This is a genomic window from Gordonia sp. ABSL11-1 (assembly GCF_030315685.1).
Taxonomy (GTDB): Bacteria; Actinomycetota; Actinomycetes; order Mycobacteriales; family Mycobacteriaceae; genus Gordonia.
This window is the reverse complement of record NZ_JASXSI010000018.1, coordinates 32885-58960: the sequence shown is the minus strand read 5'-3', so window position 1 is coordinate 58960 and position 26076 is coordinate 32885. Positions and strand designations below refer to the sequence as shown.

At 67.7% G+C, this 26076-nt stretch carries 31 protein-coding genes and 4 pseudogenes; 20 read left to right on the top strand and 15 right to left on the bottom strand.

The window, feature by feature from the left end:
• Positions 1–6: 6 nt before the first annotated feature.
• Both QSJ19_RS18975 and QSJ19_RS18970 read right to left on the bottom strand, forming a co-directional pair.
• Positions 7–261: pseudogene (locus QSJ19_RS18975) on the bottom strand (methylated-DNA--[protein]-cysteine S-methyltransferase); the annotation flags it as partial.
• 471 nt (positions 262–732) lie between these two features.
• Positions 733–2271 (bottom strand): annotated as a pseudogene (locus QSJ19_RS18970) (DNA-3-methyladenine glycosylase 2 family protein); the annotation flags it as partial.
• Between the two features lie 119 nt (positions 2272–2390).
• On the opposite strand from QSJ19_RS18970, the gene QSJ19_RS18965 reads away from it, so the two are divergent.
• The 3 genes from QSJ19_RS18965 to ychF all read left to right on the top strand — a co-directional run bounded on the left by QSJ19_RS18965 (position 2391) and on the right by ychF (position 5335).
• A complete protein-coding gene (locus tag QSJ19_RS18965) occupies positions 2391–2756 on the top strand; it encodes a hypothetical protein (RefSeq protein WP_286322546.1) in 366 nt (121 codons plus the stop codon).
• A 204-nt stretch (positions 2757–2960) separates the two neighbouring features.
• The gene (locus QSJ19_RS18960) at positions 2961–4145 is read left to right on the top strand and encodes an AI-2E family transporter (protein ID WP_286322595.1); all 1185 of its coding nucleotides are present in this window, start codon (positions 2961–2963) and stop codon (positions 4143–4145) included.
• A 110-nt stretch (positions 4146–4255) separates the two neighbouring features.
• The gene (gene ychF, locus QSJ19_RS18955) at positions 4256–5335 is read left to right on the top strand and encodes a redox-regulated ATPase YchF (RefSeq protein WP_286322545.1); all 1080 of its coding nucleotides are present in this window, start codon (positions 4256–4258) and stop codon (positions 5333–5335) included.
• Here ychF and QSJ19_RS18950 read toward each other — a convergent pair.
• A complete protein-coding gene (locus QSJ19_RS18950; RefSeq protein ID WP_286322544.1) occupies positions 5325–5510 on the bottom strand; it encodes a GNAT family N-acetyltransferase in 186 nt (61 codons plus the stop codon). The two genes, ychF and QSJ19_RS18950, sit on opposite strands and share 11 nt — an antisense overlap.
• A gap of 44 nt (positions 5511–5554) precedes the next feature.
• Positions 5555–6031 (bottom strand): annotated as a pseudogene (locus QSJ19_RS26835) (GNAT family N-acetyltransferase); the annotation flags it as partial.
• On the opposite strand from QSJ19_RS26835, the gene QSJ19_RS18945 reads away from it, so the two are divergent.
• The 10 genes from QSJ19_RS18945 (at position 5966) to QSJ19_RS18900 (ending at position 11785) form a co-directional block, all read left to right on the top strand.
• Positions 5966–6163: a type II toxin-antitoxin system VapB family antitoxin gene (locus QSJ19_RS18945; protein WP_286322543.1), complete on the top strand. Its 198-nt coding sequence runs from the start codon at positions 5966–5968 to the stop codon at positions 6161–6163. The pseudogene QSJ19_RS26835 and the gene QSJ19_RS18945 sit on opposite strands and share 66 nt — an antisense overlap.
• Positions 6160–6528, top strand: coding sequence for a type II toxin-antitoxin system VapC family toxin (locus tag QSJ19_RS18940; protein WP_286322542.1), 369 nt, complete (start codon positions 6160–6162; stop codon positions 6526–6528). The genes QSJ19_RS18945 and QSJ19_RS18940 overlap by 4 nt, the downstream gene beginning before the upstream one ends.
• 22 nt (positions 6529–6550) lie before the next feature.
• The gene (locus QSJ19_RS18935) at positions 6551–7090 is read left to right on the top strand and encodes an acetyltransferase (RefSeq protein ID WP_502876249.1); all 540 of its coding nucleotides are present in this window, start codon (positions 6551–6553) and stop codon (positions 7088–7090) included.
• A 100-nt stretch (positions 7091–7190) separates the two neighbouring features.
• Complete coding sequence (locus tag QSJ19_RS18930) at positions 7191–7430, top strand: AbrB/MazE/SpoVT family DNA-binding domain-containing protein (RefSeq protein ID WP_286322541.1); 240 nt, start codon at positions 7191–7193, stop codon at positions 7428–7430.
• Positions 7427–7849 carry a type II toxin-antitoxin system VapC family toxin gene (locus QSJ19_RS18925; RefSeq protein ID WP_286322540.1) on the top strand — a complete coding sequence of 141 codons (423 nt, stop codon included), beginning with the start codon at positions 7427–7429 and terminating at the stop codon, positions 7847–7849. Before QSJ19_RS18930 ends, QSJ19_RS18925 begins: the two co-directional genes overlap by 4 nt.
• A 384-nt stretch (positions 7850–8233) precedes the next feature.
• Entirely contained in the window at positions 8234–8770 is a 537-nt protein-coding gene (locus QSJ19_RS18920; protein ID WP_286322539.1) for a putative immunity protein, read from the top strand.
• Between the two features lie 40 nt (positions 8771–8810).
• Entirely contained in the window at positions 8811–9803 is a 993-nt protein-coding gene (locus tag QSJ19_RS18915) for a glycoside hydrolase family protein (RefSeq protein WP_502876256.1), read from the top strand.
• 135 nt (positions 9804–9938) lie between these two features.
• Positions 9939–10304, top strand: a complete 366-nt coding sequence (locus tag QSJ19_RS18910; protein ID WP_286322537.1) for a hypothetical protein — start codon at positions 9939–9941, stop codon at positions 10302–10304.
• 145 nt (positions 10305–10449) lie between these two features.
• Complete coding sequence (locus tag QSJ19_RS18905) at positions 10450–11334, top strand: AraC family transcriptional regulator (RefSeq protein ID WP_286322536.1); 885 nt, start codon at positions 10450–10452, stop codon at positions 11332–11334.
• A gap of 109 nt (positions 11335–11443) precedes the next feature.
• The gene (locus QSJ19_RS18900; protein WP_286322535.1) at positions 11444–11785 is read left to right on the top strand and encodes a DUF1801 domain-containing protein; all 342 of its coding nucleotides are present in this window, start codon (positions 11444–11446) and stop codon (positions 11783–11785) included.
• On the opposite strand, the pseudogene QSJ19_RS27040 reads toward QSJ19_RS18900, so the two are convergent.
• From QSJ19_RS27040 to QSJ19_RS18880, 4 genes and pseudogenes are all read right to left on the bottom strand, one after another.
• A pseudogene (locus tag QSJ19_RS27040) lies at positions 11772–11996 on the bottom strand (class I SAM-dependent methyltransferase); the annotation flags it as partial. The gene QSJ19_RS18900 and the pseudogene QSJ19_RS27040 sit on opposite strands and share 14 nt — an antisense overlap.
• Positions 11997–12057: 61 nt before the next feature.
• Positions 12058–12240, bottom strand: a complete 183-nt coding sequence (locus QSJ19_RS18890) for a hypothetical protein (RefSeq protein WP_286322534.1) — start codon at positions 12238–12240, stop codon at positions 12058–12060.
• Positions 12234–12425, bottom strand: coding sequence for a hypothetical protein (locus tag QSJ19_RS18885; RefSeq protein ID WP_286322533.1), 192 nt, complete (start codon positions 12423–12425; stop codon positions 12234–12236). Before QSJ19_RS18885 ends, QSJ19_RS18890 begins: the two co-directional genes overlap by 7 nt.
• Before the next feature lie 25 nt (positions 12426–12450).
• Positions 12451–12918 (bottom strand): PNPOx family protein, encoded by a 468-nt coding sequence (locus QSJ19_RS18880; RefSeq protein WP_286322532.1) that lies wholly within the window; start codon positions 12916–12918, stop codon positions 12451–12453.
• A gap of 129 nt (positions 12919–13047) precedes the next feature.
• Between QSJ19_RS18880 and cynS the strand changes: the two genes are divergently transcribed.
• Both cynS and QSJ19_RS18870 read left to right on the top strand, forming a co-directional pair.
• Complete coding sequence (cynS, locus tag QSJ19_RS18875) at positions 13048–13500, top strand: cyanase (protein WP_286322531.1); 453 nt, start codon at positions 13048–13050, stop codon at positions 13498–13500.
• A gap of 172 nt (positions 13501–13672) precedes the next feature.
• Positions 13673–15100, top strand: a complete 1428-nt coding sequence (locus tag QSJ19_RS18870; protein WP_286322530.1) for an amino acid permease — start codon at positions 13673–13675, stop codon at positions 15098–15100.
• Between the two features lie 5 nt (positions 15101–15105).
• Here QSJ19_RS18870 and QSJ19_RS18865 read toward each other — a convergent pair whose 3' ends face one another.
• A complete protein-coding gene (locus QSJ19_RS18865) occupies positions 15106–15285 on the bottom strand; it encodes a hypothetical protein (protein WP_286322529.1) in 180 nt (59 codons plus the stop codon).
• Entirely contained in the window at positions 15282–15800 is a 519-nt protein-coding gene (locus QSJ19_RS18860) for a saccharopine dehydrogenase family protein (RefSeq protein WP_286322528.1), read from the bottom strand. Before QSJ19_RS18860 ends, QSJ19_RS18865 begins: the two co-directional genes overlap by 4 nt.
• Before the next feature lie 148 nt (positions 15801–15948).
• Here QSJ19_RS18860 and QSJ19_RS18855 point away from each other — a divergent pair, with 148 nt between their 5' ends.
• Positions 15949–17364 (top strand): purine-cytosine permease family protein, encoded by a 1416-nt coding sequence (locus QSJ19_RS18855; protein WP_286322527.1) that lies wholly within the window; start codon positions 15949–15951, stop codon positions 17362–17364.
• On the opposite strand, the gene QSJ19_RS18850 is transcribed toward QSJ19_RS18855, so the two are convergent.
• A complete protein-coding gene (locus tag QSJ19_RS18850; RefSeq protein WP_286322526.1) occupies positions 17310–18932 on the bottom strand; it encodes a PucR family transcriptional regulator in 1623 nt (540 codons plus the stop codon). The two genes, QSJ19_RS18855 and QSJ19_RS18850, sit on opposite strands and share 55 nt — an antisense overlap.
• Before the next feature lie 88 nt (positions 18933–19020).
• Here QSJ19_RS18850 and QSJ19_RS18845 point away from each other — a divergent pair, with 88 nt between their 5' ends.
• Both QSJ19_RS18845 and QSJ19_RS18840 read left to right on the top strand, forming a co-directional pair.
• Positions 19021–19536: a nucleoside deaminase gene (locus QSJ19_RS18845; RefSeq protein ID WP_286322525.1), complete on the top strand. Its 516-nt coding sequence runs from the start codon at positions 19021–19023 to the stop codon at positions 19534–19536.
• Positions 19533–20504 (top strand): isopenicillin N synthase family dioxygenase, encoded by a 972-nt coding sequence (locus QSJ19_RS18840; protein ID WP_286322524.1) that lies wholly within the window; start codon positions 19533–19535, stop codon positions 20502–20504. Before QSJ19_RS18845 ends, QSJ19_RS18840 begins: the two co-directional genes overlap by 4 nt.
• Positions 20505–20619: 115 nt before the next feature.
• Here QSJ19_RS18840 and QSJ19_RS18835 read toward each other — a convergent pair whose 3' ends face one another.
• Positions 20620–21942 (bottom strand): S1C family serine protease, encoded by a 1323-nt coding sequence (locus tag QSJ19_RS18835; RefSeq protein ID WP_286322523.1) that lies wholly within the window; start codon positions 21940–21942, stop codon positions 20620–20622.
• A 166-nt stretch (positions 21943–22108) separates the two neighbouring features.
• Positions 22109–22825, bottom strand: a complete 717-nt coding sequence (locus tag QSJ19_RS18830; RefSeq protein ID WP_286322522.1) for a guanylate cyclase — start codon at positions 22823–22825, stop codon at positions 22109–22111.
• A gap of 35 nt (positions 22826–22860) precedes the next feature.
• On the opposite strand from QSJ19_RS18830, the gene QSJ19_RS18825 reads away from it, so the two are divergent.
• Both QSJ19_RS18825 and QSJ19_RS18820 read left to right on the top strand, forming a co-directional pair.
• Positions 22861–23046, top strand: coding sequence for a hypothetical protein (locus QSJ19_RS18825; protein ID WP_286322521.1), 186 nt, complete (start codon positions 22861–22863; stop codon positions 23044–23046).
• Complete coding sequence (locus QSJ19_RS18820) at positions 23043–24098, top strand: PHP domain-containing protein (protein ID WP_286322520.1); 1056 nt, start codon at positions 23043–23045, stop codon at positions 24096–24098. Before QSJ19_RS18825 ends, QSJ19_RS18820 begins: the two co-directional genes overlap by 4 nt.
• A 125-nt stretch (positions 24099–24223) precedes the next feature.
• Here the strand turns inward: QSJ19_RS18820 and QSJ19_RS18815 are convergent, their stop codons facing one another.
• Positions 24224–25060, bottom strand: a complete 837-nt coding sequence (locus QSJ19_RS18815) for an ABC transporter permease (protein WP_286322519.1) — start codon at positions 25058–25060, stop codon at positions 24224–24226.
• Positions 25057–25980 (bottom strand): ABC transporter ATP-binding protein, encoded by a 924-nt coding sequence (locus tag QSJ19_RS18810; RefSeq protein ID WP_286322518.1) that lies wholly within the window; start codon positions 25978–25980, stop codon positions 25057–25059. Before QSJ19_RS18810 ends, QSJ19_RS18815 begins: the two co-directional genes overlap by 4 nt.
• Between the last annotated feature and the right edge of the window lie 96 nt (positions 25981–26076).

The following is a 26076-nucleotide window of genomic DNA, read 5'->3' as shown; positions in this document are numbered from 1 at the left end:
TACTTCTCAGCCCGCGGTCCCGTCGGTCTCGCGCCGACCTTCCCGATCGAGCAGCGACTGTTTGATCGGCAGCCCGTACCGGAATCCGCCGAGGGTCCCGTCGCTGCGCAACACCCGGTGGCACGGCACGAACAGGGCGGCGGCGTTGCGTGCACAGGCGGCGGCCGCGGCGCGGACCGCGGTGGGTTCCCCGGACAACTCGGCGAACTCGGTATAGGTCACCGGATCCCCCGGGGTGACGGTCCGGAGTTCGGTCCAGGCCCGCATCAGGAACGGACCCGACTGCTGGCGAACCTCCACGGTGTCGATCGCCGAGAGCGTGCCCGAGTAGTAGGACTCGACGGCGTCCCGGACCGTGACGAGCCCGTCTGTGCGGCGCACGAACTCGGGCCGCAGGCTCCGATGGACGAGTGCGACGAGGTAGTCGGGATCGTCGGTCCACCCGGAGGCGAGGACACGGTCCTCGGCGTCGGCCACGACCGTGAAGGTGCCGTCGGGGGTGGTGACCGATGTCCACTGTGCGGTCGTGGTGTCGTCCGTGTCGGGGGTCGTCCCGGCTGCGCTGCCGGTGATGGTGTCGGACGGGGTGGTGATGGTGGAGGTCATCGTGCTCCTTGTGCCGGCTCGGCCGGTGTCGACCGGCGAGGTGAGGTGGTCGATCGCCGAGGCGATCGGTGGGTTGCCCGCGTGGGGTTGTCGCGTCGACGTCGGCACACTCGATATCTCTGTGCGCAGTATTGCCTCGGTCACCGACAATCGGCGACGCCACAGGTGCATCGATGCGTAGGAACGCCACGGCGACCATCCGGGTGCGCCGTCGCGCAGGTCGACGCCGAGTTGCTCGGCGGCACGCACGACGACGAGATCACGATCGAGCAGGATGTCGGGGTCGCCGGTGACGCGCATCGCGACGTAGTCGGCCGTCCATCGTCCGACCCCGGGGCATTCCAGCAGAGCCGTGCGCATGTCGTCGGTGGAGCAGCCGGGGTGCAGGTCGATCCGGTGTTCCGCGAGCGCCGACGCGGCTCCGATGACGGCGTCGACCCGACGCCGCGGACCGGTGAGGATGCGACGCCCGTGTTCGGCGATCGCGGCGGGTTCCGGGAACAGGAGCCAGTGCGCGGCGTCGCCGTCCTCGACACCAGAACCTCGCCGATCGTGCCCGGCTTCGGTCGCCCACCGGGGTGTCCGACCGAGTTCGCCGGTCAGGCGGTTGATGTGATGGCGGGCGACCTTGACGCTGATCTGCTGCCCGATCATGGTGCGGATCAGAGTCTCGGCCGGGTCGATCGCTCCGGGCACCCGCAGGCCCGGTGCGTCGGCGACGAGCGGGGCGAGCATCGGATCACGGCCCAGCGCCGCGTCGGTGCTCTGGGCGTCGGCGTCGAGATCGAGCAGCCGGCGGATCCGGTTGACGGCGACGGCGAGATCACGCATGTCGAGGTGCGCGATCCGGGCGACCACATGGCTGGGCGTGGGCTCCACCGTGACCAGCGCCGGGCCGTGGGGGAGGTCGATGGCACGCCGGTATCGCCAACGACCGTCATCGAGCGTGTCGACGATCTCGACTCCCGCGGTCGCGTGCGACGCGAGAAACCAGTGGAGCCAACGGGTATCGAGGGGCGGTCGATAGGCGAGCCGGAGCGTCACCTCGCCGACGGCCGATGCCTCCGCCGTCCGTGACGGCGACGGCAGCGTCCGCAGTCGGCTCGGGGTGAGGCCGAACACCTCGCGGATCGTGTCGTTGAACTGCCGCACGCTGGTGAATCCGGCGGCAAAGGCAATGTCGGACATCGGCATCGCCGTGCACTGGATCAGGACCCGCGCGGTCGCGGCCCGATGGGCGCGGGCCAGGGCGAGGGGACCGGCGCCCAGCTGCGCGGCCAGGACGCGGTTGAGATGCCGTGGGGTGTAACCGAGTCGCGTGGCGAGACCGTCGACGCCGTCCCGCTCGACGACACCGTCGGTGATCAGCCGCATGGCTCGCGACGACAGGTCTGCACCGCAGTTCCACAGCGGCGAACCGGGCACCGCATCCGGGGCGCACCGACGACACGCACGAAAACCCTCCTGCTGTGCGGCGGCCGCGGTCAGCACGAAGTGCACGTTGTGCGGGCGCGGGGTCTGTGCCGAACATGACGGCCGGCAGTAGATGCCGGTGGTGTGCACGGCGACGAAGAACTGGCCGTCGAATCGCGCGTCCCGGGACGAGACCGCCCGATAGCAGCGGTCGAACTCGAGGGTGTCGGGAGTGCGGATCGCGGTGGTCACCCCACCACTGTGACAGTGATCGTCCGATAATCCTGGCGGGAATCGGACATGGTGATGCGACGGCCCGCTCATCGGCCATTTGAGTGACGTAGCTAACATTCCCTGGCACGATGTTGGTCATGAACACACCGTTCGATGGTGACCGACAATGGCGTCGGAGCCGCGAACCAGCCCTGTCCGAACTCCCGGCGTGGGGACTGGAGATCATGATGGGTCTGTACGGACCCGAGACCATCGAGAAGGCCTGCGGCCACGGGACTCGGCGACAAGCCTCGGCGCGCGGCGGACAAGCCAGGCGGTACGCCGCCGCCGGCGGTGCGCCGGCTCGCACCGGCTCGGCGTCGACGACCACCCGGCCCGACGACGCCGCGCCGACGATGCTCGACCCGATCTGCTCGGCGCAGCCGATCTCGCCGATGGTGCTCCAACTCGAGGCGGTCAACGAATTGGTCCGCTACGTCGAGCGCAAGTTCAAGCGGCACTGACTCTTAGCGCCTTATGCGTCAGGGCCGCTCGCGCCGACGTCCGGCCCGCCGTGACGCGCCCGACGGGCGACACACCGTCGGAACGACTCACGCGCGCAGCGAGTATGTGACGATCTCTGCGTGGCAGAAGAAGCGGATGTTCCCGGCACATCGGATACGTCGAAACGGTCCGGGAGGCCGTCGGACGAGTCGTCGACGACGACGGTGACCGCACCTCCGACCCGCGCGCAGGTGGTCCTGTCGGGCCTGCGGTCGTCGGCGGTCGTCAGTCTTCAGATCGTCCTGGTCGTCGCGGCCTTCTGGGTGCTGATGTGGGTCCTCGGGAAGCTCTGGGTGATCCTGCTCCCGGTCTTGTTCGCCATCATCGTGTGCACCGTGCTCTGGCCGCCGGCGCGGTGGATGCGTAACCGGGGTGTCCCCGCGGCAGCGGCATCGCTGGTGATGATGCTCCTCGCGGTCGGCGTGTTCGCCGGCGTCATCAGCCTCATCGTGCCGAGCATCGTGAGCCAGGCGCCGGAGCTGGCCTCCCGGGCCACAGACGGTGTGCACAAGCTCCAGGACTGGATCCAGGGACCGCCGTTGAACGTCAAGGACGAGCAACTCGACAACATGGTCGGCACGGTCACCGACAAGTTGCAGTCGAGCGCGTCGAGCATCGCCGAAGGTGTCTTCAGCGGTGTCGGCACCGCGACCTCGATCCTGGTCACCCTGTTCACTGCGCTGATCCTGGTGTTCTTCTTCCTCAAGGACGGTCCCAAGTTCATCCCGTGGCTCGACCGCACCGCCGGCAAGCCGTCCGGTACGCACATCGGTGAGGTGCTGACCCGGATGTGGAACAGCCTCGGTGGTTTCATCCGCACCCAGGCCATCGTGAGTTTCGTCGACGCCGCCCTGATCGGTGCCGGCTTGTTCATCCTCGGTGTCCCGCTCGCCGGGGTGCTGGTGGTCATCACGTTCCTGGGCGGTTTCATCCCGATCGTCGGTGCGTTCGTCGCGGGTGCGCTCGCCGTGTTGATCGCGCTCGTCTCCAACGGGCTGACGACGGCGCTCATCGTCCTCGGCATCATCCTCGCCGTGCAGCAACTCGAGGGCAATGTGCTGCAGCCGTGGTTGCAGTCGAAGTCGATGGATCTGCATGCGGTGATCGTGCTGCTGGCCGTCACGCTCGGCGGCACCCTGTTCGGCATCACGGGCGCGTTTCTCGCCGTGCCCGCGGCGGCTGCGCTGGCGGTGATACTGCGGTATCTCAACGAACAGATCGCCGAACGCGCCGGTGAGACGCTGCCGCCGACGAACACGCCGGTCAGCGCACACGCTGGTGAGGTGCGGGACGACGATCCGCCCGACGATGCGCCGGCGCAGGACCCGGGCACGTCGACGGCGACGTGATCGCCGGCCCGAGCGTCCGGCCGCGGACCCCCTGGCACTGACGCCCCGTCCACTGCGCCCGACGACTGCGCCCGCCGTCCCCGCGTGCGCGGCCGATAGACTGGGCGCCCGTGAGTCTCACCCTCGGAATCGTCGGACTGCCCAACGTCGGCAAGTCGACCCTGTTCAATGCTCTGACCCGCAACGACGTGCTCGCGGCGAACTACCCGTTCGCCACCATCGAGCCGAACATCGGCGTCGTCGAGCTCCCGGACAAGCGCCTCGATCGGCTGGCGGAAATCTTCTCCAGCGAGCGCATCCTCCCAGCCACCGTGTCCTTCGTCGACATAGCGGGCATCGTCAAGGGCGCTTCCGAGGGGGAGGGGATGGGCAACCAGTTCCTCGCGAACATCCGTGAGGCCGATGCCATCTGCCAGGTGGTCCGTGTCTTCGCCGACGACGACGTCGTGCACGTCGACGGCCGCGTGGACCCGCTATCCGACATCGGCGTGATCGAGACCGAGCTGATCCTCGCCGACCTGCAGACCATCGAGAAATCGCTGCCGCGGTTGGAGAAGGACTCCCGCAAGAACAAGGACCTCGTCGAGACGGTCGCCGCCGCGCAGAAGGCCCAAGAGATCCTCAACTCGGGCAAAACGCTGTTCTCACAAAAGGATTCGTTCGATCTGACCGCGGTTCGCGAGCTGCATCTGATGACCGCGAAGCCGTTCCTCTACGTTTTCAACGCCGACGAGGGCGTGCTGACCGACGACGCCCGTAAGGACGAACTGCGGGCCGCGATCGCGCCGGCCGACGCGGTCTTCCTCGACGCGAAGGTCGAGAGCGAACTGCTCGAACTCGACGAGGCCGACGCGCAGGAACTACTCGACTCGATCGGTCAGGACGAGCCCGGGCTGCGCTCTCTCGCCCGCGCCGGATTCCACACGCTCGGCCTGCAGACCTACCTGACAGCCGGCCCCAAGGAATCGCGGGCCTGGACGATCCACCGCGGCGACACCGCGCCGAAGGCCGCCGGCGTCATCCACACGGACTTCGAGAAGGGCTTCATCAAGGCCGAGATCGTGTCCTTCGACGACCTGGACGCCGCGGGCACGATGGCCGCCGCCAAGGCCGCGGGCAAGGTGCGCATGGAGGGCAAGGACTACGTGATGGCCGACGGTGACGTGGTGGAGTTCCGGTTCAACGTGTAATTGATTCCAATTCAACATCTTCCGCCTTGCGCTGGGCGATTCGAGTGTAGACGAACACGTCACGGCGCTCGGCCCCGATCCGCAGCCAACCGCGCAACAATTCCCCGCGCACGAATCCGCAGGTCTCGGCAGTGCGCCGCGATGCCTCGTTCCGCGGCTCCACGTGCAACTCCATGCGCGCAACTTCAGGAAAGCTGAAGGCCCATCGGCGAGCGTCGTCAGCGCGGCCCGGGCAAACCCATGCCCGCGATTGGCTGTGGTGATCCAGTAGCCCGTTGACACGCGCCCTTCAGAAATATCTCGTGTCCACAGTCCGATCTGTCCGACCGCAATGTCGTCGTTCGTCGTGGCAACTGCGAACGAGTATCCGACTCCGGCGGGAAGCCGATCGTGTTGACGCTGAATGAAAGCTAGTGCGTCGTCGGTCGAGCTGTCACTGCGTACTGAGATCAAAGGGTTCAGGGGTCGTGCGACGCCGCTGCCACAAGCGGGGCGTCGTCGTCGGTGAATGGGCGAAGCCGCACTCCTGTGCCGTGAGTTACGGGAACTGTGAGCGGCATGGGCATGTGGCGAGAATAGCTGCTCGATGGCATCATTGCTGGCATATTCTGATGCGATCGGAGATGCGGTATGCGCACCACAGTGACCCTCGACGACGAGCTCTTGGCGAAAGCGGCCGAGCTGACCGGCGTTCATGAGAGGGCGGCGCTCATTCGTAATGGGCTGGAGGCGTTGATTCGCACCGAGAGTGCGCGTCGGCTGGCTGCCCTCGGTGGCACCGATCCGGCCGCGGCGGCCGCTCCGCGTCGTCGGTCGTCGGTCGGATGATCCTTGTTGACACGTCGGTCTGGATCGACCATCTGCACACCAAGAACGAGCTTCTGACGACGTTGCTTGCCGACGATGAGATCGGCTGTCACCCACTGGTTGTAGAAGAACTCGCAATGGGATCGATCGCGAACCGGGACGTCGTGATCGATCTGCTGGGCAATCTTGCCCGGTTTCCCGTTCTCACCCATGGGGAGTTGCTGCACCTCGTCGAGACTCGACGACTCTGGGGTCGCGGGTTGAGCCCGGTCGATGCTGGGCTACTGGGTTCTGCACTTCTCGTCGACGGCGCCACGCTGTGGACAAGGGACAAGCGGCTGAGAGCGGTATGCGTCGAGGTCGGGGTGAATTCTGTCATCGGGTGACGTTTATCGACGCCGTCACGCGGTGGAGTTCCGGTTCAACGTCCAGCGACCGCCGCGTAGCCTGTCAACGGTGAGTGATGATCTCCTGATCAGAGACTCGTTCGGCGAGGCCGAGTATGCCGATCTCGTCGGCGTATGGCGCAGTGCCGTCGACGCCACGCATGACTTTCTCGCTGAGGCCGACCGTGACGAGATCGAGTCGCGGCTGGCGTCGGACTACTTGCCGCAGGTCGATCTGCACGTTGCCGATCGCGGCGGGCTCCCAGTCGGGTTCGCAGGAGTCTCAGGGGAGAGCCTCGAGATGCTCTTTGTCGACGCGCGCCAGCGCGGCCATGGGATCGGTACCGTCCTTCTGTCGTTCGTCATCGCCGAGCGTGGCGTGACAACCGTAGACGTCAACGAGCAGAATACGCAGGCGGTCGAGTTCTACCGTCGCCGCGGTTTCGTCCGTGTCGGCAGGAGCGAGCTGGACGACCAGGGTCGCCACTACCCGATTCTTCACATGGCATCTCGTGGCGAGGGTACAGATTCCGAAGCGGCCGAGTTCCGCGTCAACGTCTAGCGACGCGACCGGTGGTCGTGCCATGAGCAAAGATGCAGAGGTCGCCGACGGATCCCTATCGACGCTGCCGACGATGGGATTGCGCTGGTAGTCTGGCCCCATGGAAGCCACGATTGATTCGGGCGGGCGTTTGCTCTTGCCGAAGGCCCTTCGGGAACTGTTGGGGATAACGCCGGGCTCGACCGTGGACATCTCGCTGTACGGCGGGGGTCTGCAGGTGACTCCGGGCGGACGAACGGCACGGTTGGTGAAGGGTGCAGACGGGCACCTGGTCACCGAGTCTGACACGACGGTGACCGACGAGGTCATGTTCGCGTTGATCGATTCCACCAGACGGTGACCACGAGTCGGCGATTCGCCGTCGATACCAGTGTCGCGGTGCCCCTACTCGTGGCGTCTCACGCCGCTCACGATGTGGTTCGATCCCACGTTGACGGCCGGTCGCTTGCGCTCAGCGGACATGCCCTGACGGAGACGTATTCAGTGCTGACTCGTCTGCCGGGGGACGCCCGAGTGGCTCCGTCTGACGCCGTACTCCTGATCGACGACAACTTCGTCGAGGCGCTGGTTCTCCCCACTGGTGTTGTGGCCGAGGCTCATCGGCTTCTTGCCCGTATGGGAGTGGCAGGTGGGGCGACGTACGACGGTGTGGTCGCACTCGCCGCCAGAGAGAACGATGCCGTCCTGCTCACAAGAGATGCACGGGCGCGGCCCACATATGACGCGGTGGGCGTTCGGGTAGAAGAAATCGTTGGATGACGTGAATCGTGTGGCGCAGCGCCGTCGACGCCGTGCATGACTTCCTCGAGTCGCAGCACCGGGACGAGGTCGAGCCGACGCTCGCCACGTATTACCGCCGAACATCCGCCCCTTGGTCGCTGGGGGAGCCGCGGTTTCGCGGGACCACAGTCGGGAAGGTCGAATGCACCCACCCGCACGCTGTCGTCGAGCGCCGACGACGACGTTCCGTCGAACGCCACGCGCACAGGAGCACTCACCGCGTTCCGCGGAACGTCCGGGCCGCTACCTCGGCGACACCCTCGCCACCGGAGAACATCGAGTCGTGCAGTGCGACGGTGGCGGCAACAGCCAAGGGGCGCCCACTTCCCGCTCGGCCCTGACCGGCCGTGGCACCATCGGCCCATGACCTCGGATCAGACCCTCAGCGACGCGGAACGACGCATCCTCGCCGGCTGGGCCGCCGACTGCGCAGGCCGGGTCGTGCAGTTGTTCGAGGCGGACCCACCCGCCGACGAGCAGATCCGCGATGCGCTGGACCGCGCCCGAGCGTACGGCGACGGGGGCGGCACGGCTGCGGAGGAGATCCGCAAGAGGATGATCGCCGTGAAGGCGGCGAGTGCCGCGACCACACCGGCGGGTGCCGCAGCTGCACGATCCGTGGGACAGGCTGCGGCAGTGGCGCACATGGGCGCCCACGCACTGGGCGCCGCGGCCTACGCCGTCAAGGCGGTGTCGCTGGCGAACCCACAACGGCCGGATGCAGTCGACGACGAGGTGTCGTGGCAGGTGGCACATCTGAGCGACGATGCACGGGCGGTCCTGCAACTACTGCCTGTCATCGGCGAGGGCTCCGGCGGTCCGCTCGGTCCCGGGCTCCTGTCGCGCGGCGTACTGGGATCGGTCATCCGGGACATCCAGACGCGGATTCGCGTCGACTGAGGCGATGATCTATCGCCAAAGCCGCGCGTCGGCCGAGCGCGTGGTCGATACTGCATCCGTGATCCGTACACAGCAAAGCCTGATCTGCGCCGTGTCGATGGTGGTGCTTGCCGTCGCGGGCCTGGTGGTGGCGGCCCCGGCGAACGCGGCACCGTCCGGATGGCGGTACACCATGGTGGCGTTCAGCAATGCCAGCGACCGCGACATGGACGTGTATCAATCGGGCGACGGCACACGGTTCCAGGTGCTCCGGCAGTCCGCGTATCGGCCACCGGCCGGGCGAGTGCGCGACGCCAGCATCTTCCGCAACTCAGATGGCCTGTACTACATCACCTACACGACGGCGGCCGGCGCGAACATCGGCTTCGCCCGTAGCGCCGATCGCGTGCACTGGACCCCGATCGGGAACTACCCCGTCCCGCTCTGCTGCGCACTCCTGCCCGGCACCGGCGACGGCAAAGGGCTGTTGGGTTCGTCCAGCGGGCCGGGCTCCTCGGGGTCTGCCGGGTCGAGCGACGGTCCGTCGTTGTCGCCCTTCACCACCAAGGCGTGGGCGCCGGAGTGGTTCGTCGAAGGCGGCCGGGTCAATGTCATCCTGTCGATGTCGACCGGCGGTGGTTTCGTGCCCTACCTGATGACCGCCCTCGAACCGGGGTTGCGCCTCTGGACGCCTCCGGTTCCGCTCATCGGGATCGGTGCCGATCACATCGACACCACGGTGGTGAAGGTCGGCGGGACATACCACGCGTTCACCAAGAACGAGACGAGAAAGGTCATCCAGCACGCGGTCTCGTCGTCGCTGATCGGTCCCTACCGATTCGTCGCACCCGGTAACTGGGGCACGTATGTGGAGGGGCCGGCGGTGGTCCAGCTGCCGAGCGGCGCCTGGCGCATGTACCTCGACGCCTACCGTCGCGGACGGCACCTCTACTCCGACAGCCGGGACGGTCTGCGCACCTGGACTCCGGTCAAGGAACTCCCCGGGCTGTCCGGGATCGCGCGGCACGTGGGTGTGATGCGCGAACCCGCATAGCTGCGCCGCCCGGACCCGACGACCCGGTGAGATCGCCGAACCCGGGAGAACAGGGGTTGTAATCACTATGCTCGGCGGAGGATGTCCGGACCGGTGACGTGCTGCGCCCAGCCGTCGTCGTAATGCTTGACGACCATGGGCATCGCGACTGCCGGCGTCGCTGACTCCGCGCCGGCACAGGCACGTCTCGACGCGCTGCGCGGCAAGAAGCTGTACCTCTACCTCTACTCGGGGGCGGGGCAGCTCGGACCCGCCGACATGAACCGGGACGTCACACCTGAGGAAGGCCTGTACCGGGTCGTTCTTGCCGCGTCGGGTGCGTTCGAAATCGCCACGAGTCAGTGTTCACACCGGTTCTCCGGCCAGTTGCGCGCGGCCGGCCTGCCGTACACCGACGCCCTGCAACCCGTCGGAACCCATCATTGGTACTACTGGGCTCATTGGTACTACTGGGCGAAGGAACTGCCCCGCATGTGGCAGGCGATATCGCCGGCTCTGTGATCGGCCCCCGTTGACGTGACCGGCCCCGTTGACCGGCCTGAGCGCACTGACACGGACTGATGGATTCAGGCTGACCGATTCGGACCCGGATTGTCGGGCCGGCGGCGCGTTTCGTAAGCAGCATCGTAGGGGAAAGGAGGGCCCCATGATCGCCACGCTCAACGGTCTCGTCGACCTCGTCGACGCACACATCGGCACCGACATCGACGTCGCGGGTTTCGCTCGTGCGCATGCGACCACCGAGTATCACCTGCGCCGGATGTTCGCCGCGCTGGCATCGATGCCGCTGTCGGAATATGTGCGTCGCCGTCGGATGACGCTTGCCGCAACCGAATTGATCGCAACCGACGACACTCTGCTCGATGTCGCCGTGCGTCACGGATACGGTTCGGTCGAGGCATTCGGCCGCGCGTTCCGAGCCGTGCACCGCGTGAGTCCGTCGGATGTGCGCACGCATGGAGGCCCGCTCAGGACACAACCGGTGCTCAGGTTTCGCCTGAGTGTCGAAGGGAGCACACCGATGCACGTCACGATCACCGACCACCCCGCCATCGTGCTCGTCGGTCACGCCGCGCGGATCCCGCTCATCTATCGGGGCGTGAACCCGCACATCCGAGACCACATCGCGTCGATACCCGCCGACGAGCATGCGCGACTGAAAGCCCTGGGGGACACCGATCCTGCTGGCATTCTGGCGGTCACCTGGGGGAAGGAGCCGGACGCGCCCGAGGGGTCGCCCATCACCTATCTGCACGGCGTCGCCCTCCGCCCGGTTTCCGCCGTGCCGGCCGACCTCGATGCGATGACCGTCGACGCCGGGACCTGGGCGACATTCCATTCGAGCGGACCGTTTCCCGATGCCCTGCAGGAGACGTGGGCGGCGACCGCCACGGAGTGGTTCCCGTCGAATCCCTGGCGGCTGCGCCCGGGCCCGACGATCTTGCGGTACCTCGAACTGACGGAAACGCATGCGACCAGCGAGATCTGGATGCCCGTCGAGCGGGAGCGATCGATGCGCCCATCGGACTGATCGACTGAGTGCCAGACGATGGCGTCGTGCAGCGCATCACTTGATGCGCGACGTCGTGCGGCGAGACGAATCAACAAGTCTCCTGGACGTCCTCCACTATCGTGAGTCCATGAGCAACGACTGGCGGGAGACCAGGGTCGCCGACGTCCGGACACTCATCATGCGCGCCGATCCCGGCATAGTCGAGGAGATCAAGTGGCGCAAGCCGTCCAACCCCGACGGGGTGCCGACGTTCTCGTTCGACGGTCTGATCTGCACCCTCGAGACCTACAAGGACAAGATCAAGGTGACGTTCGGCAAGGGCGCCTCGCTGCCCGACCCGGCGCCGCTGTTCAACGCCAGTCTCGGCGCAGGGGTTCGCCGGGCGATCGACATCGGAGAGGACGACACCCTCGACGCTGACGCTTTCGTCGCCCTCGTGCAGGCCGCGGTCGCCCTCAACCGCGAGTAGTCGACGCGGCCGACCATGGACGTGCGGAGAGGGATCGCGACACACAGATGACGGTGAACGTAACGCCGAGCGTTACGTTCACCGTCATCTGATGCCAGACACGCGCCACCTCCTCGCCGACGAGGTCGACGACCTGCGCCCAGTTCTTCTCGAAGGTCTCGTACCAGACGTCGACGGTGCGGACGTAGTGCTCCCGCATCGCCTCGGTGTCGCGGACCTCGAGTCCGGCGTCCTCGAGGAGCTCGACGGTCTGACCGAAAGCCCGTAGCGTCTCACGCGGGACGTCCCGATCGAGACCGAGGTCGAGAGCCCATCAGCGCCACTGCCGCACCCAGCCGGATCACCACGGTCTCGGTTCCGGTGAGCGCGTTCGCCAGCGACGTCGCGACGACAACGAATCCGAACACGACGGCGATCATCCCGCCGATCCGCCGGCGACCCGGTTCGGTCACCATCCACACGCCCCGGCGCCTGCGAGAGCCACACCCGCGAGGCCGATCACGATGCGGAAACCGCTGTGGATCAGGAAGAGCAGGATCAGCGCGGCGCACCATGCGATCGCCACCAGTGCGATGATCGCACTCAGTCGTCGTCCGGGGGTGGGACGGATGTCGGACCGGGCGCGGGCGTTCCGCGACACCGGGATCCCGGGATCCCGCGATTCGTCACCGCGGCCGGAGCAGGAACGAGCGGGCACCCGCCTGCCATGCGCGATGGAGGTCCTCGGCATCCGGGGTGCCGTCCGCGCCGATGCCGATGTTGTTGAATCTCGCGAACTGCGCGTTGCGACGGCAGATCTCGGCGTAGTGGGCGACCACGGTCTCCTCGTCGCAGAAGGCCTCGACCTCCGCGGTGCGTCGGGACCCGCGGAGCCGGATGTCGACCGGCGTCCTGGTCTGTAGGTTCTTTCCCCACCCGAAGGGCGTTCCGACGAGAAGTGCGTCGCCGTGATGAGTGTAGGCGACCGGTACGCTGAACCTCCGGCCCGATGTCCTGCCGACGACGTAGATCGTGATCAGACGCGCTCCGATCCCCCTGCCGGCCACCGGAGTGGCGAGCAGGCCCCGGACGACGCGGTTGGCGAGTCCCTGCAGCCTCATCGTCTGTGGCTGCGCCGGTGTGGATTCGGTCACAGTCTGCAGATTACCCGACCTGACGTGGAACAACGCCTCGGAAACGAATCCGATGCCACCGGTCGCGTGGCGCCCTGATGCGCGGCGGACGAAGGTGGATTGATCTGTCACCCGCTGAGAGGAATTGCCATGAACGCGCCCATCATGCCGAAGGCCGACGCCGCTGAACTGATCGTCGCGGCCCGGATACGACAGGGCCTCTCCTGGGCCGACGTCGCCGAGCGGATCGAGGCGCCGCTCGTCTGGACCGTCGCGGCATTGCTCGGTCAGCATCCAGTGCCCATCGAGAAGGCCACGCTGGTGTGTGAGCTCCTCGGGCTCGGCGAGGGCGTCGTCGAGAGCCTGACGCGTCAGCCGACCCGGGTCGCCGACGACGCCGCCGCATCGGATCCGACGATCTATCGGTTCCACGAGGCACTCGCGGTGTACGGACCGGCGCTCAAGGAGCTCATCCACGAGGAGTTCGGTGACGGGATCATGAGCGCCATCAACTTCAAGGTCGACATCGCTCGCCGTGCCGACCCGGACGGAGACCGGGTCGTGGTGACCTTCGACGGGAAATTCCTGGACTACCGCTGGTGAACCGAGAGTGAACCGCGCGGATCGGCGAAACCGCCATCGGCGCCGATCGGGCGGTCGTAGAGTCTGTCGTCGGCCACACCCGGCCGGCATCCGGCGCCGTCGATCACGGCTCTAACTCGGACAATACGCGCGATCGACGCACATCGGTCGCGCAGAGGGGACCGATCTCACGATGACGAATTTCCAGCCACGCCAGGGCACGTTCGCCTCGGGCGACGCGCCTCCGGGGCAACTGGGCTCGGGTCTCAAACCCCGCCACATCACCATGATCTCCATCGCCGGCGTCATCGGCGCCGGACTCTTCGTCGGTTCGGCGAACGCGATCGAGAAGGCCGGCCCCGCGGTCCTGATCTCCTACGCCCTCGCCGGTTCCCTGGTGGTGCTGGTGATGCGCATGCTGGGGGAGATGGCGACGTCGAGTCCCGACACCGGTTCGTTCTCGGTGTACGCCGACCGCGCCCTCGGCCGCTGGGCCGGATTCTCGGTCGGCTGGCTGTACTGGTGGTTCTGGGTGCTGGTGATCCCCGTGGAGGCGACTGCCGCCGCGGCGATCCTCACCGATCTCGTGGGTGGCGCCCAGTGGATCTGGGCGCTGGCCGTCACCGTCGCGCTGACCGTCACGAACCTGATCAGCGTGGGTAACTACGGAGAGTTCGAGTTCTGGTTCGCGCTCATCAAGGTGGTCGCGATCGTCGCGTTCATCGCGATCGGTGTCCTGGCCATTCTCGGTCTCATCCCGAGCTCGGAGGTGAGCGGTATCCACCACCTGTGGGAGCCGGATGGATTCATGCCCAACGGTTTCGGTGCGGTCATCGCCGGAATGCTCGTCACGATGTTCTCCTTCATGGGCACCGAGATCGTGACGATCGCGGCCGCCGAATCGCCGAACCCGGAACGGGGTATCACCAAGGCGGTCAACTCGGTCATCTGGCGGATCTCGTTGTTCTACATCGGGTCGATCTTCGTGGTCGTCGCATTGATGCCCTACGACCAACTCGATGACGGGTCCTATCAGTCGGTCCTCGAGGCGATCGGTATCCCCGGGTCCGCCTTGATCATGGACATCGTGATCCTCACGGCCGTGGCGTCGTGCCTGAACTCCGCGCTCTACACCGCGTCGCGGATGCTCTACTCACTCGGCAGTCGCCACGACGCGCCGCAGGCTGTCAAGAGGCTGACGTCCGCCGGGGTGCCCTGGGTTGCGGTCCTCGCGTCGATGGTCGTCGGCTTCGTCGCCGTCATCGGCAATTATGCGTTGCCGGACAAGATCTTCGGCTATCTGCTGGCGACGAGCGGCGCGGTCGCGCTGTTCGTCTACCTCAGCGTGGCGGCCAGCCAGCTCGTGCTCGGGCGAACCATCCGCGCCGACGGTCATCGGCCGGCGGTGAGGATGTGGCTCTTCCCGTACCTCACGATCGTGGTCATGGTGTTCATCGTCGGCGTGCTCGTCCTCATGGTGTTCGACGACGACCAGCGCCAGGCGATCGGTTTCTCGGTGCTGTCCCTGGCGATCATCGTGATCCTCGGAGTCGTGGTGCAGCGGCGTCATGCGGGACAGGACAGGGACGTCGAGGTGAGGGCCGGCGGCCGGCGGACCTGAGCGCCTCAGCGCACCTCGACCCGGATGCCCGGCACCGATCGCAGGCCGTCGGCGCCCAGCACCTCGGCCATCGTGACCGGACCGAGGGACACCGATGCCTGCGCGGCGACCGCCGCGCGCGCGACCAGCGCTCCGGTTGTCGCCGACTGACCGCGACCATGGGCCGAGACCTGTTGTCCGGTCAACCGATTGACGACCAGTACACTGCAGTCGTCGTCGCCGAGATGAGAGGCACGATCGAGCAGAGGACGAAGCAGTGGCAGCCGTCCGACGATACCCAGACCGATGGTGGAGAGACGATCGCCACGTCGACCTCGTCACCCGCGCGGGTGACGAGCGCGGCGATCAGCGCGATGGTCAGGCCGGGCGCGAGTCCTGCACCGAGGACCGTCGTCGTCGGGACTGCCACGGCGGCGAGGCGGTCCAGGTACGCGCCGGACGCGGACATGTCGACGAACGGAGTCGCCGCGCACGCCTGCCGAACGGCGACATCCTCGACGCCGGAGGCGTTGACGACGACGTCGTGATCCGTTGCGGCGGCGGTCAGCGCACCGACACCTTGCGGCGTCCGGAGGTCGATCCGCAGGCCGTCGGGTCCGGCGGACCGGCCCGTCGGGACGGCCTCATGCCCGAGGGCACCGAGTTCCACGGCGACGACGCTCCCGACTGCGCCATGACCTCCGAGGACGAGAGCTCTCATTCCGGTCACCGTACCGGCACTGCTCGACCGCTCTTCGACCATCGATGTGTGCGGCAGGCGACGTGCGGTCGATCTGTCTACCGCGACGCCCCCCGCGCCGGACATTCCGTCGGTTGCCGGACGGTTGCCGGGGCAGCAGAGTTGCGCCATGACCATCGGCGCACCCATTCACGATCCCGACGCGGCGGCTCCGCAGGCCGGCTACGGCGACAAGGTGCTCGCCGTCGAACCGGGAGGAAACGAGCCCATCCCGCTCGACGCGCGGCACGGCTCGCCGCGGGGGCTGTTCTGGACCTGGACCGCGCCCAATCTCGAGTTCGCGACGATCTTCGTCGGCGTGATCTCGATCCTCTACTTCGGTCTGTCGTTCTGGCAGGCCGTCGTCGCGATGGCACTGGGCAACCTGCTCGGTGCCGTCGCGCACTTCCTGCTGTCGGCGGAGGGCCCGCTGCACGGCGTCCCGCAGATGGTTCTCGGCCGGTTGTCGTTCGGATACCGCGGCAACGTGCTCCCGGCGACGTTCATGGCGATCATGTGCGGGGTCGGGTGGTTCGCGACGAACAGTGTCAGCGGGGCGTTCGCCCTGTCGACACTGTTCGGGATGACCCCGCTGCTCGGACTCGTCGTGATCGTGGTGGCGCAGACGGCATTCGCATTTTTCGGCCACAATCTCGTGCAGCGTTTCGAACGGCTGGCCGCACCGGTTCTGGCCCTCGTGTTCGTGATCGCCGCCGTCATCATCTTCAGCAAGTCGCATGTGTCGGCACCGGCCGCCGACGGCGGGTTCTCGACGGGCGGCTTCCTGCTGACTGTGGGCGCAGCCTTCGGCTACACGGCCGGCTGGACCCCCTACGCCGCCGACTACACCCGCTACCTCCCGCCGACGGTGTCGAAGGTGCAGACCGGCCTGTTCGCGTCGGCGGGGCTCTTCCTCTCCTGCACCTTCCTGATGGTGGTCGGTGCCGCCTCTGTGACCATCGGTGATCCGGCCTCGGACAACCCGACCGAGGCCTTCACCGCCAATCTCCCCACGGCGGTCGCCGATCTCACCCTGCTCGCGATCGCGGTCGGCGCCGTCGCCGCGAACGCGATCAACGTCTACTCGGGGGCGATGGCATTCGTCACCATGGGCTTTCGGCTCCCGGTTGGGCTGCAGCGAGCGCTCGTGAGCGTGTTCTTCGGAGTGGTCGGATTCCTCGTCGCGTGGTGGGCCCTGGCCGATGCCGCGGCATCGTATGAGGCATTCCTGCTGCTGGTCGCCTACTGGATCGGACCGTGGCTCGGCGTGGTGTTCGCCGACCGCCTGCTGCGCAGGGAGCCCCCGTCGTTGACGATGCTGTATGACACCCGATACACCAACTGGGGCGGCGTGGCCGCCTTCGTGATCGCGCTCGCCGCATCGGTCCTGCTGTTCTGCAATCAGGAACGATTCGTCGGCTTCGTCGTTCGTGCGGTCCCGGAGCTGGGTGACGTGGGTGCGTTCGTCGGGTTCGCCCTCGCGTTCGTCGGCTACATCGTGCTGGCCCGCCGCACGGTCGTCCGCTCGGAGACCACGTACGGCTGACCGTCCGTTGTCTGGTCCGACGTACGAAAGGCGCTGACCGCCAGCATCATCGACGGGTACATCGCCGCCGCGGTCGGATCGAAGCCGAGGAGTCCGCGGATACGCTCGAGGCGTTGGTACAGACTCTGTCGGCCGATGTGCAGGGCCTCAGCCGAACGGGTCGCGCTGCATCCGTGCCGGAGATGCGTCTCCAGGGTGGCCACCAGATGGGTTGACTGGGTGGCGTCATGAGCGATGAGCGGTGCCACCATCTCCCGCAGTTCCTGTCGGACAGCGGAGCCGGTCGTGCGGATCGCGGCGTCGGCCGCCAGCTCACGGCTGGTGAACACCTTCCGGCCACCGCGGGTCAACAGCGATGCCGCATCGAGTCGTTCGGCGCAGCGAAGCAGTGATCGGCTGATGGCGGCGGACAGCTCCGGGCCCGGCTGGACGTCACCGAGGCGATGTCCGTCGCCGACGATCGCCGTGATCCGCGCGCCCGGGTCGACGGCGGTGGCGATGGCCGCGGCGACTCGCTCGACCGGGTCGTCGCCGCCGGTGGGGGAGTCCGTGACAGGGACGAGTGCGTACACCGTGGCGTCGACGGTGGCGATCACCGCTGCGGACGGTATCGCGACACGTGACAGGATCGCCTCCGCCATCCGCGGGTCGGGCGCCTCGGCGGCGACGGTGACCAGAACGACGGAATCCGAAACCGACACACCGGAACCTGCCAGCCGCGCGAACAGATCGGCGCGACGGACGGGGCGTCCGGCGACGATCTCGGACACGAGCTGAGCACCGAGCGCGGATCCGCGTGTGCCCGAACGCGTCAGCGCAGAGGCCAGGGGACCGGTGGCCACCGACAGGAGCGAGGCGACCTGGTCGTCGGGCACACGCGGTCGGTCGGCTGCGTCGAGGCCCGCGACGAGCCGTGCGATCTCGCGGCCACGCACCGCGACCGGCACCGACGCCACCGCGGAATCCACGATGCGCCACGCCGACCGATCGTCGTCGACCCCGTGGGCCGCGATGAGCGCACCCCCGGAGCCGATCAGCACGACGGACCGGCCGGTCACCGCGGCGACATGGGAGAGCATGCTGGCCACGCCGCCGCTGCCCATCAGGTCGTGGTGCAACGCGTCGTCGAGTTCCGATCGCAGTCGCAGGCCGGCGAGCTCGCCGGAGACGATGGCCGTGTTGGCTTCGCGGCACACCTCGATGAACGGGAGCACGCGTCGCAGTTCGATGATCGGCAAGCGTGCCGAGGAACCTTCGCGCAGCATCTCGTCGGGAACGGCGTCGAAGGTCCGGCCGATCTCGAACGCGAGGCCCGCGACCCCGCGTTCGGCGAGGTCGCGGACGTAATGTCTGCGGGTTCCGGCGTCGAGCCCGCCCAGTCCGAGGCCGGTGGTCAGGAGCAGCTCGCCACCCGCCAGCAGGGGACCGATCTCGAAGATCTCGCTCGAATGGACCCAGCCGACGGGCACGTCGAGGCGGTCGTGGGCGGTCAGCACACGGGGATCGGCTCGTCGGAGATGCCGGTCGATGACCTGCCGGAGGGTGGGGACCGCGGGTGATGACGTCATGGCGTCCGACGATATGCACGTTCGAGGTCCACCGCAGGGCGACGGACTGTCAGTTGTCGCGGCGCGCGGTGGCAGGCACGCTCGGACCATGAGCATCCGCACCGACGCGTTGTCGGGACTCGATCCGGCCGTCCTGCTCGACACCGCCTATCGGCAGGCCCGCCTCGGCCTCGACGAGGGTGGCATCCCGATCGGCGCCGCCCTCGTCGCCGCCGACGGCACAGTGCTGGGGGAAGGCCGCAATCGTCGTGTGCAGCACGCCGACCCGTCTGTCCACGGTGAGACAGACGCGTTCCGGGCCGCGGGGCGGCAACGTGACTATTCGACGACGATCATGGTGACGACCCTGGCGCCGTGCTGGTACTGCAGCGGACTCATCCGACAGTTCGGTATCGGTGCCGTCGTCGTCGGCGAGAACCGCACCTTCAACGGGGGTGAACAGTGGCTACTCGATCTCGGCATCCCCGTCACGCTTGTCGACGACGAGCGGTGCGTCGCGATGATGACCGACTTCATCGGGTCCCACCCCGAGCTGTGGAACGAGGACATCGGGGTGCCCGACGCCGATGGCGACCCCACCGACGCGGCAGGAGGCCTCCTATGACGCACAGTCCGATCCTCACCGTCGACCTCTCGCAGTGGCGCGCAGGCGGACCGGCCGCCGATCAGGTGTGCGCGGCCGTCGACGAGTCGTTGCAGAAAGCCGGTTTCCTCCTGGTCACCGGGCATGGCATCGACCCGGGGCTGCCGACTGCGTTACGCAGCGCAGCACGCGAATTCTTCGCGTTCCCACCGGAGATCAAGGCGCAGTACGCGGTCGGTGTCGGTGGTCGGGGGTGGATCGGGCCGGGCATGGAGGCCAACGGATACTCCGAGGGCACCGACACACCACCCGACCTCAAGGAGACCTACAACTCGGGAGCCCAGACGCCGGTCGGAATCCCGGCCGTGGACGACTACTGGTTCGCCCCGGACGTGTGGCCTGCGGAGGCGCCCGGGTTGCGTGAGTTGTTCACGACCTGGACGGCTCAGATGAAGGCGCTGTCGGACGATCTGCTGGCGTTGATGTCCGCGTCGCTGGGGTTCCCGGGACCCGACAATCCGTTTCGCGGACTGGCCGGGAACGCGACGTGGACCTCGAACATCAATCACTATCCGCCGATGGCGGTGGTGGGTGAACCCGAACCCGGGCAGTTCCGGATCGGGCCGCACACCGACTTCGGGACGGTGACGGTCCTCGACCGGGAACCGGGTGCCGGCGGTCTGCAGGTCTACAGCGACGAGGGTGGCTGGGCGGACGCGCCCTACGATCCGGCGGCGCTGACGATCAACATCGGCGATCTGCTCGAGTACTGGTCCGGCGGCCGGTGGCCTGCGGGCCGGCACCGCGTCCTGCCGCCCCAGGCCGATGCACCCGAGGAAGATCTCGTGTCGCTGATCTTCTTCTACGAACTGGACCACGACGCCGTCGTCACGCCCATCGAACCGCCGATCGGTCAGCGGGCCGGTCTGCCGCCGGTGGTCTCGGGGGACTTCATCAAGGAGCGCCTCGACGCGATCACCGTCGGCTGACCCGGAGATCGCCGCGGGCCGCGGGCCCCGCCGGATCGGGTGTCAACCCGGCCGGCGCCGACAAACGGTTCCGTCGATCCGATGACCGACGGAGCCGCCCCGCTCCCCGGGTCTGTCAGGGCACCAGCCCGAAGGGGCTGCCGCCTCCGAACGGCGATTGACCTCGGCCGGACCGGCCGCCGTCGTCGCCGGATTCGGGAATGGTGGTCTGTTCCTTGTCCACCGTGCTGCCCAGCTTCACCTGGACGGTCCGCGCGCCGTCGCCGGAGCCGATGGTCACCGGCACCGTCTCGCCCGGCGAGTGGGTCAGCACCTGCGCCATCAGGTCCGCGTAGTTGCTGATGGGGGTGTTGCCGATCTTGGTGATCACGTCGCCCGAGGAGATGCCTGCGTCCGCCGCCGCGCCGTCGGCCTGGACGGACGTGATCTGGGCGCCGGTGGTCTTGCTCTCCGATGCGAGCGAACCCGACACGCCGAGAACGGGTTTGGTGGCCTTCCCGTCCTCGAGCAACTCGTTGGCGACCCGTTTCGCCGCATTGACCGGGATCGCGAAGCCCAGGCCATAGGCCTGCGGACCGCCATTCGCGGCCTGCCCGGTGTCGACGGCGGAGTTCACGCCGACGACCTGGCCCTGCAGGTTGACCAGCGGCCCACCGGAATTGCCGGGATTGATCGGGGTGTCTGTCTGCAGTCCGTTGTAGACGGTCAGACCGGACCCACTCTCGTCGCCGGCGGTCACCGTCCGCGACAGCGCGCTGACGATGCCCGACGTGACCGTGTTGGAGAGGTTCTCGGGGCTGCCGACAGCCACCACCTGCTCGCCGACCTGTAGGCTGCTCGAGTCACCGAGCGCGGCCGGGGTGAGTCCCGACGCGCCGTCGAGCTTGATCACGGCGAGGTCGTACGACGGGGAGGAACCGGTGACCTTTGCACTGTGGGTCGCGCCGTCGCTGGTCGTCACCTGGATGGTGCTGCCCTGCCCGGCGGCGGCCACGACGTGATGATTGGTCAGCACGTAGCCGTCGGGGGAGAGCACGATCCCACTGCCGACCGCGGTGCCCTGGGGGGTCTCGACCTTGATGTCGGCTGCCGACTTCGAGGCGACCTGCGCCGCGTAGGTCACCGACCCGGGTTTCACGTCGGCCGCATTGGCCGCATCAGCCGGCTGTGAGTTCAGCACCGGCACAGACGGTGTCGAGTCACGGTCGAGGAGGGCGCTGCCGCCGACGCCGACGGCTCCACCGATCAGGCCGGCGAGGAGGGCGGTGGCGATGATCGGCTTCGTCATGCCGCCGCGCTGACGAGCGGGTGCCGGCGGCGGGTAAGCCGCCCCCGCGTGGTTGTCCCACGGCTGGTAGGGCGGGAGATGGGGACCCTGCTGGTGGAGGGGTTCGGTGACCGGGCTCGGGTGGCCGTCGGTCGGCTGGGATTCGTTCACGACACCACGATGCCGGGCGGCTATGAGAGAAGAGCAAGAGAGAAGGTGGCGATTTCCTGTCAATTCGCTGGTCGGGTTCTCAGGCAAATCCCATCCACGGCAGACGTAGCCGGAATCGTCGCCCGGCGGCGATATCGGCTACGTCTGACCCAGGGCCGCGTCTGACTCAGCGGCCGCGACGGACGGCGATCTCGTTGCCGAGCCGGTATCCCGCGACGAGCGGCAGGGCGTCGCCGCTCCAGAATCGTCCGGGATCGAACCAGTTCGAGTCCTTCGCCGCGTCCAGCAGGCCGATCTCGGCATAGGTGATCGCGACGACCTCCGCGCAATAGGCGGCCTGCAGCGACGCTGTCTGCGCACGGCGCCGGGCGCGTCGTTCGCGGGCACGGCGATCGAGGATCGGGATGCCGCGCACGAGGTCGACATTGTTCGGGACCCGGCCCCGGAACCACCGTCCGGCGAGTCGTGCGGTCGCCGGGAACGGCGTGCCGTCGAGTCGTGCGATCACCTTCAGCAGGGCGTCCTCCTGCGCCGTGGTGACGTCGGGGGTCAGCTGCCGCAGCCAGCAGTCCTGACCGTAGCGGTCCATCCACTGCAGAACCGCCTCGCGTCCGTCGTGGAGCTGGACACCTCGATGGTGGTCTCCGGTCCACACGTCGGTCAGCTTGTCGCCGAGCTCGGCATGCCACAGCAGCGGCGGCAGGTCGTCGATGGCCACGGTCATGGCCACATGGTTGACCGGAGCGTTGGTCAGCGCCTGGATGGCCCGGTCGGGAGCCGACCGGCCGCGGAACAGCCAGACGTCGCCGGTGCGGGTCGCCTCGAGCGCCTCCCCGAGGCCGATCCCTGCTCGTCCGCCGGTGAACTCCTGTCCTGTACGCACGTGGGCAGCGTAGAACAGCAACTATCCTCGGGCACATGCGTAGGGCATGGAAATGGTTGGGACTGGCCGGTGCAGTCGGGGTCGCCGCCGGCGGCGTGCTCGTCGCCCGCGACCAACGGCAACGCAACTCCTACAGCGCCGACGATGTCCGGGAGCGACTGCATCGTCGTCACGCCGAGGCGGGTGTACGCGACGCCGCCGACGGCGACGAGGATCCGTGAATCCGCTTGCGCCACTCGAGGCGCCGGTGGATCCCGTCGTCGCGCTGACGCGGATCGCCTGGCTGCTCGAGAGGGATCGGCAGAGCACCTATCGCGTGGAGGCATTTCGGAAGGCGGCGGCCGCTGCTCGAGGCGCCGGTCGCGACGAACTCGGCCGGCGGACGTCGGCGCGGACCCTGACCGACATCCCCGGGGTCGGCAAGACCACCGCCGAGGTCATCGCCGAGGCGGTGGGCGGACAGCTGCCCCGCTATCTGGCCGACCTGCAGGACGCGGCGCCGGCCTCCCTCGCCGATGGTGGCGACGACCTGTATCGCGCGATTCGCGGCGACCTGCACGCCCACACCGAATGGAGCGACGGTGGCGCACCGCTCGAGGAGATGGCCGCCGCGGCAACTGCTCTCGGCCACGAATGGATCGCCATCACCGACCACTCGCCGCGTCTGACGGTCGCGAACGGATTGAGTACCGAACGTCTCGACCGGCAGGTACGGCAGATCGAGGAGCTCAACCACGAACGCTCCGACACCGACGAGTGGTGCCGCGTCCTGACGGGGATCGAGGTGGACATCCTCGACGACGGCGCGCTCGACCAGACGGACGAGATGCTCGATCGACTCGACATCGTCACGGCGTCGGTGCACTCGAAACTGAGAATGGACGCCGCGCCGATGACCCGACGGATGGTCGCCGCGGCGTCCGATCCGCGGGTGAACGTGCTCGGGCACTGCACCGGTCGTCGCGTCGGTACCGGCCGCGGCGCCCGGCCACAGTCGGTGTTCGACGCCCGTGCGGTGTTCACCGCCTGCCTCGACAACCGGACGGCGGTGGAGATCAATTCGCGCCCTGAGCGCGTCGACCCACCCGACGAGCTCATCGAACTCGCCCGTGAGCTCGGCTGTCTGTTCGCGATCGACTCCGATGCCCACGCGCCGGGGCAACTCGACTTCAAGGCCCTCGGTGCCGAGCGCGCCGAACGTCTCGGCATCGACGCCGACCGGGTCGTCACCACGTGGCCGCTGGATCGACTGCTGGAGTGGGTGTCCCGGTAGGTCGCGCCCGATCGTCGCGGGCGTCGACGGAGACGCGAAAAAGACGTCGACCGGCGGGCCTTCGGGGGCAGGCTCACCGGTCGACGTCGTGCGCACGGCGGTCGTGGAGTCCGGACGTGTCGGGACTACTTGACCTCCGAGCGCAGTATGCGGATCACCCCCAGCGTCAATGGGATAGCGATCCACACGACTGTGGACACGACCAGGCGCGCCCATTCGCCGCCCGTCGCCCAGTCGCCGGACTGGAGGGGGGCATGGGTGGCGCTGGTGTCGACCCACTGGCCGAGGTTGTCCTTGAACCACGGCACGAGTTCACTCACCAGGGTGAGCGCGGTCGGCATCGCGAAATAGGCGACGATCGCTCCGGGCGTGTTGAGAATCAGTGCGGCGAAACCGAATCCGAGAAGCAGCCCGAAGATCTGCAGGATGGCCGAGTTCACCAGTCCGGCCGCGGTGAACGACCAGGACCCGGCCGGGTCGATGTAGACGATGCCTGCGATCACGTTGCCGACGGCCCCGAGTACCAGCGACAGGGCGACGGCCCCGACTCCGGCGATGAGTGCCGCGAGGAGTTTGGCGGTGACGACACGTTCGCGGCGTGGCTCCATGGTGAACGTGGTGAGCGCGGTGCGCTGACTCCATTCCCCCGTCACCAGGAGGATGGCGAGGATCGGCAGGATCACGCCGGTGGGGATGTTCATCATCCCGAAGAACTGTCCGTACGTGAGGTTTTCGGGAGTGTTGCGGTTCGCGATGAGCATCGCGACGACGACCACCACCGAGATCACCCCGATCGACGCGGTGAGCCAGAACCCGGCGCGCGTGTCCACCAGTTTGCGGAGTTCGACGGCGGTCAGGCGTGTCAGCGGAATCGGGGAGCTGCGCCGGTCGGGTCGGGTGTCGGCGGCGGTGTCGCGGACAGGTGCGTTGTGGACAGGTGAGTTGTGGACGTGGGCGGTCATGACGGAGCTCCCTGGAGGACGGGTTGTTCACGCTGGGTCTGTGCGGTGAGTTGTAGGAACATCTCTTCGAGCTGTGCGCCGTCGCCGGGACGTAGTTCCACCAACACGATGCCGGTCGCGGCGGCCACCCGGCCGACGTCTTCCGGCGAGGCGGCGGTGGTGAATCCGCCATCGTCGGAGGGGGTGACGTCGATCCCGGCCGACCCGAGCGCGGTGGCGAGAGCCGAGTCGTCCAGCGACCGGACGCGGGTGCCGCCGGCGGCGAGCAGCTCGGACTTGGTGCCCTGCGCGACGATCCGGCCCTGGCCGATGACCAGGATCTCGTCGGCGATGATCTCGATCTCGTGCAGCAGATGTGAGGAGAGCAGCACGGTGCCACCGCGATTCGCGTAATCACGGAGCAGGGTGCGCATCCAGTGGATACCGGCCGGGTCGAGGCCGTTCGCCGGCTCGTCGAGGATCAGGATGTGCGGATCGCCGAGCAGCGCGTTGGCGATACCGAGCCGCTGCCGCATGCCCAACGAGTAGTTGCGCACCCGGCGGTCCGCCTCGGTGGGGGTGAGACTCACCATCTCCAGCATCTCGTCGACACGCGAGCGGGGGACCCCCAGCGTCATCGCGCTCAGTCGCAGGATCTCGGCCCCGGTCCGGCCGGCGTGCTGGGCCGACGCGTCGAGCAGCACACCCACCTGCGTTGCCGGATTGGGGATCTCCCGATACGACTTCCCGCCGACGGTGGCCGAACCGGAGGTGGGTGGGGTCAGCCCGGCGATGATGCGCATGGTCGTCGACTTCCCGGCACCGTTGGGGCCGAGGAAGCCGGTGACCTGTCCGGGTGCACAGGTGAAGGAGACATCGTCGACGGCCGTGTGGTCGCCATATCTCTTGGTGAGGTTCTCGACGGTGATCATGTCGTCCATCGTCGTCCGGCAGCGTGTCGCGCACATCGGGCGGCAGGCCACGATGACCCCCTACCGAAGTCGGAGGCGGATGTGGCCGTCGGTATGAGGTGACCC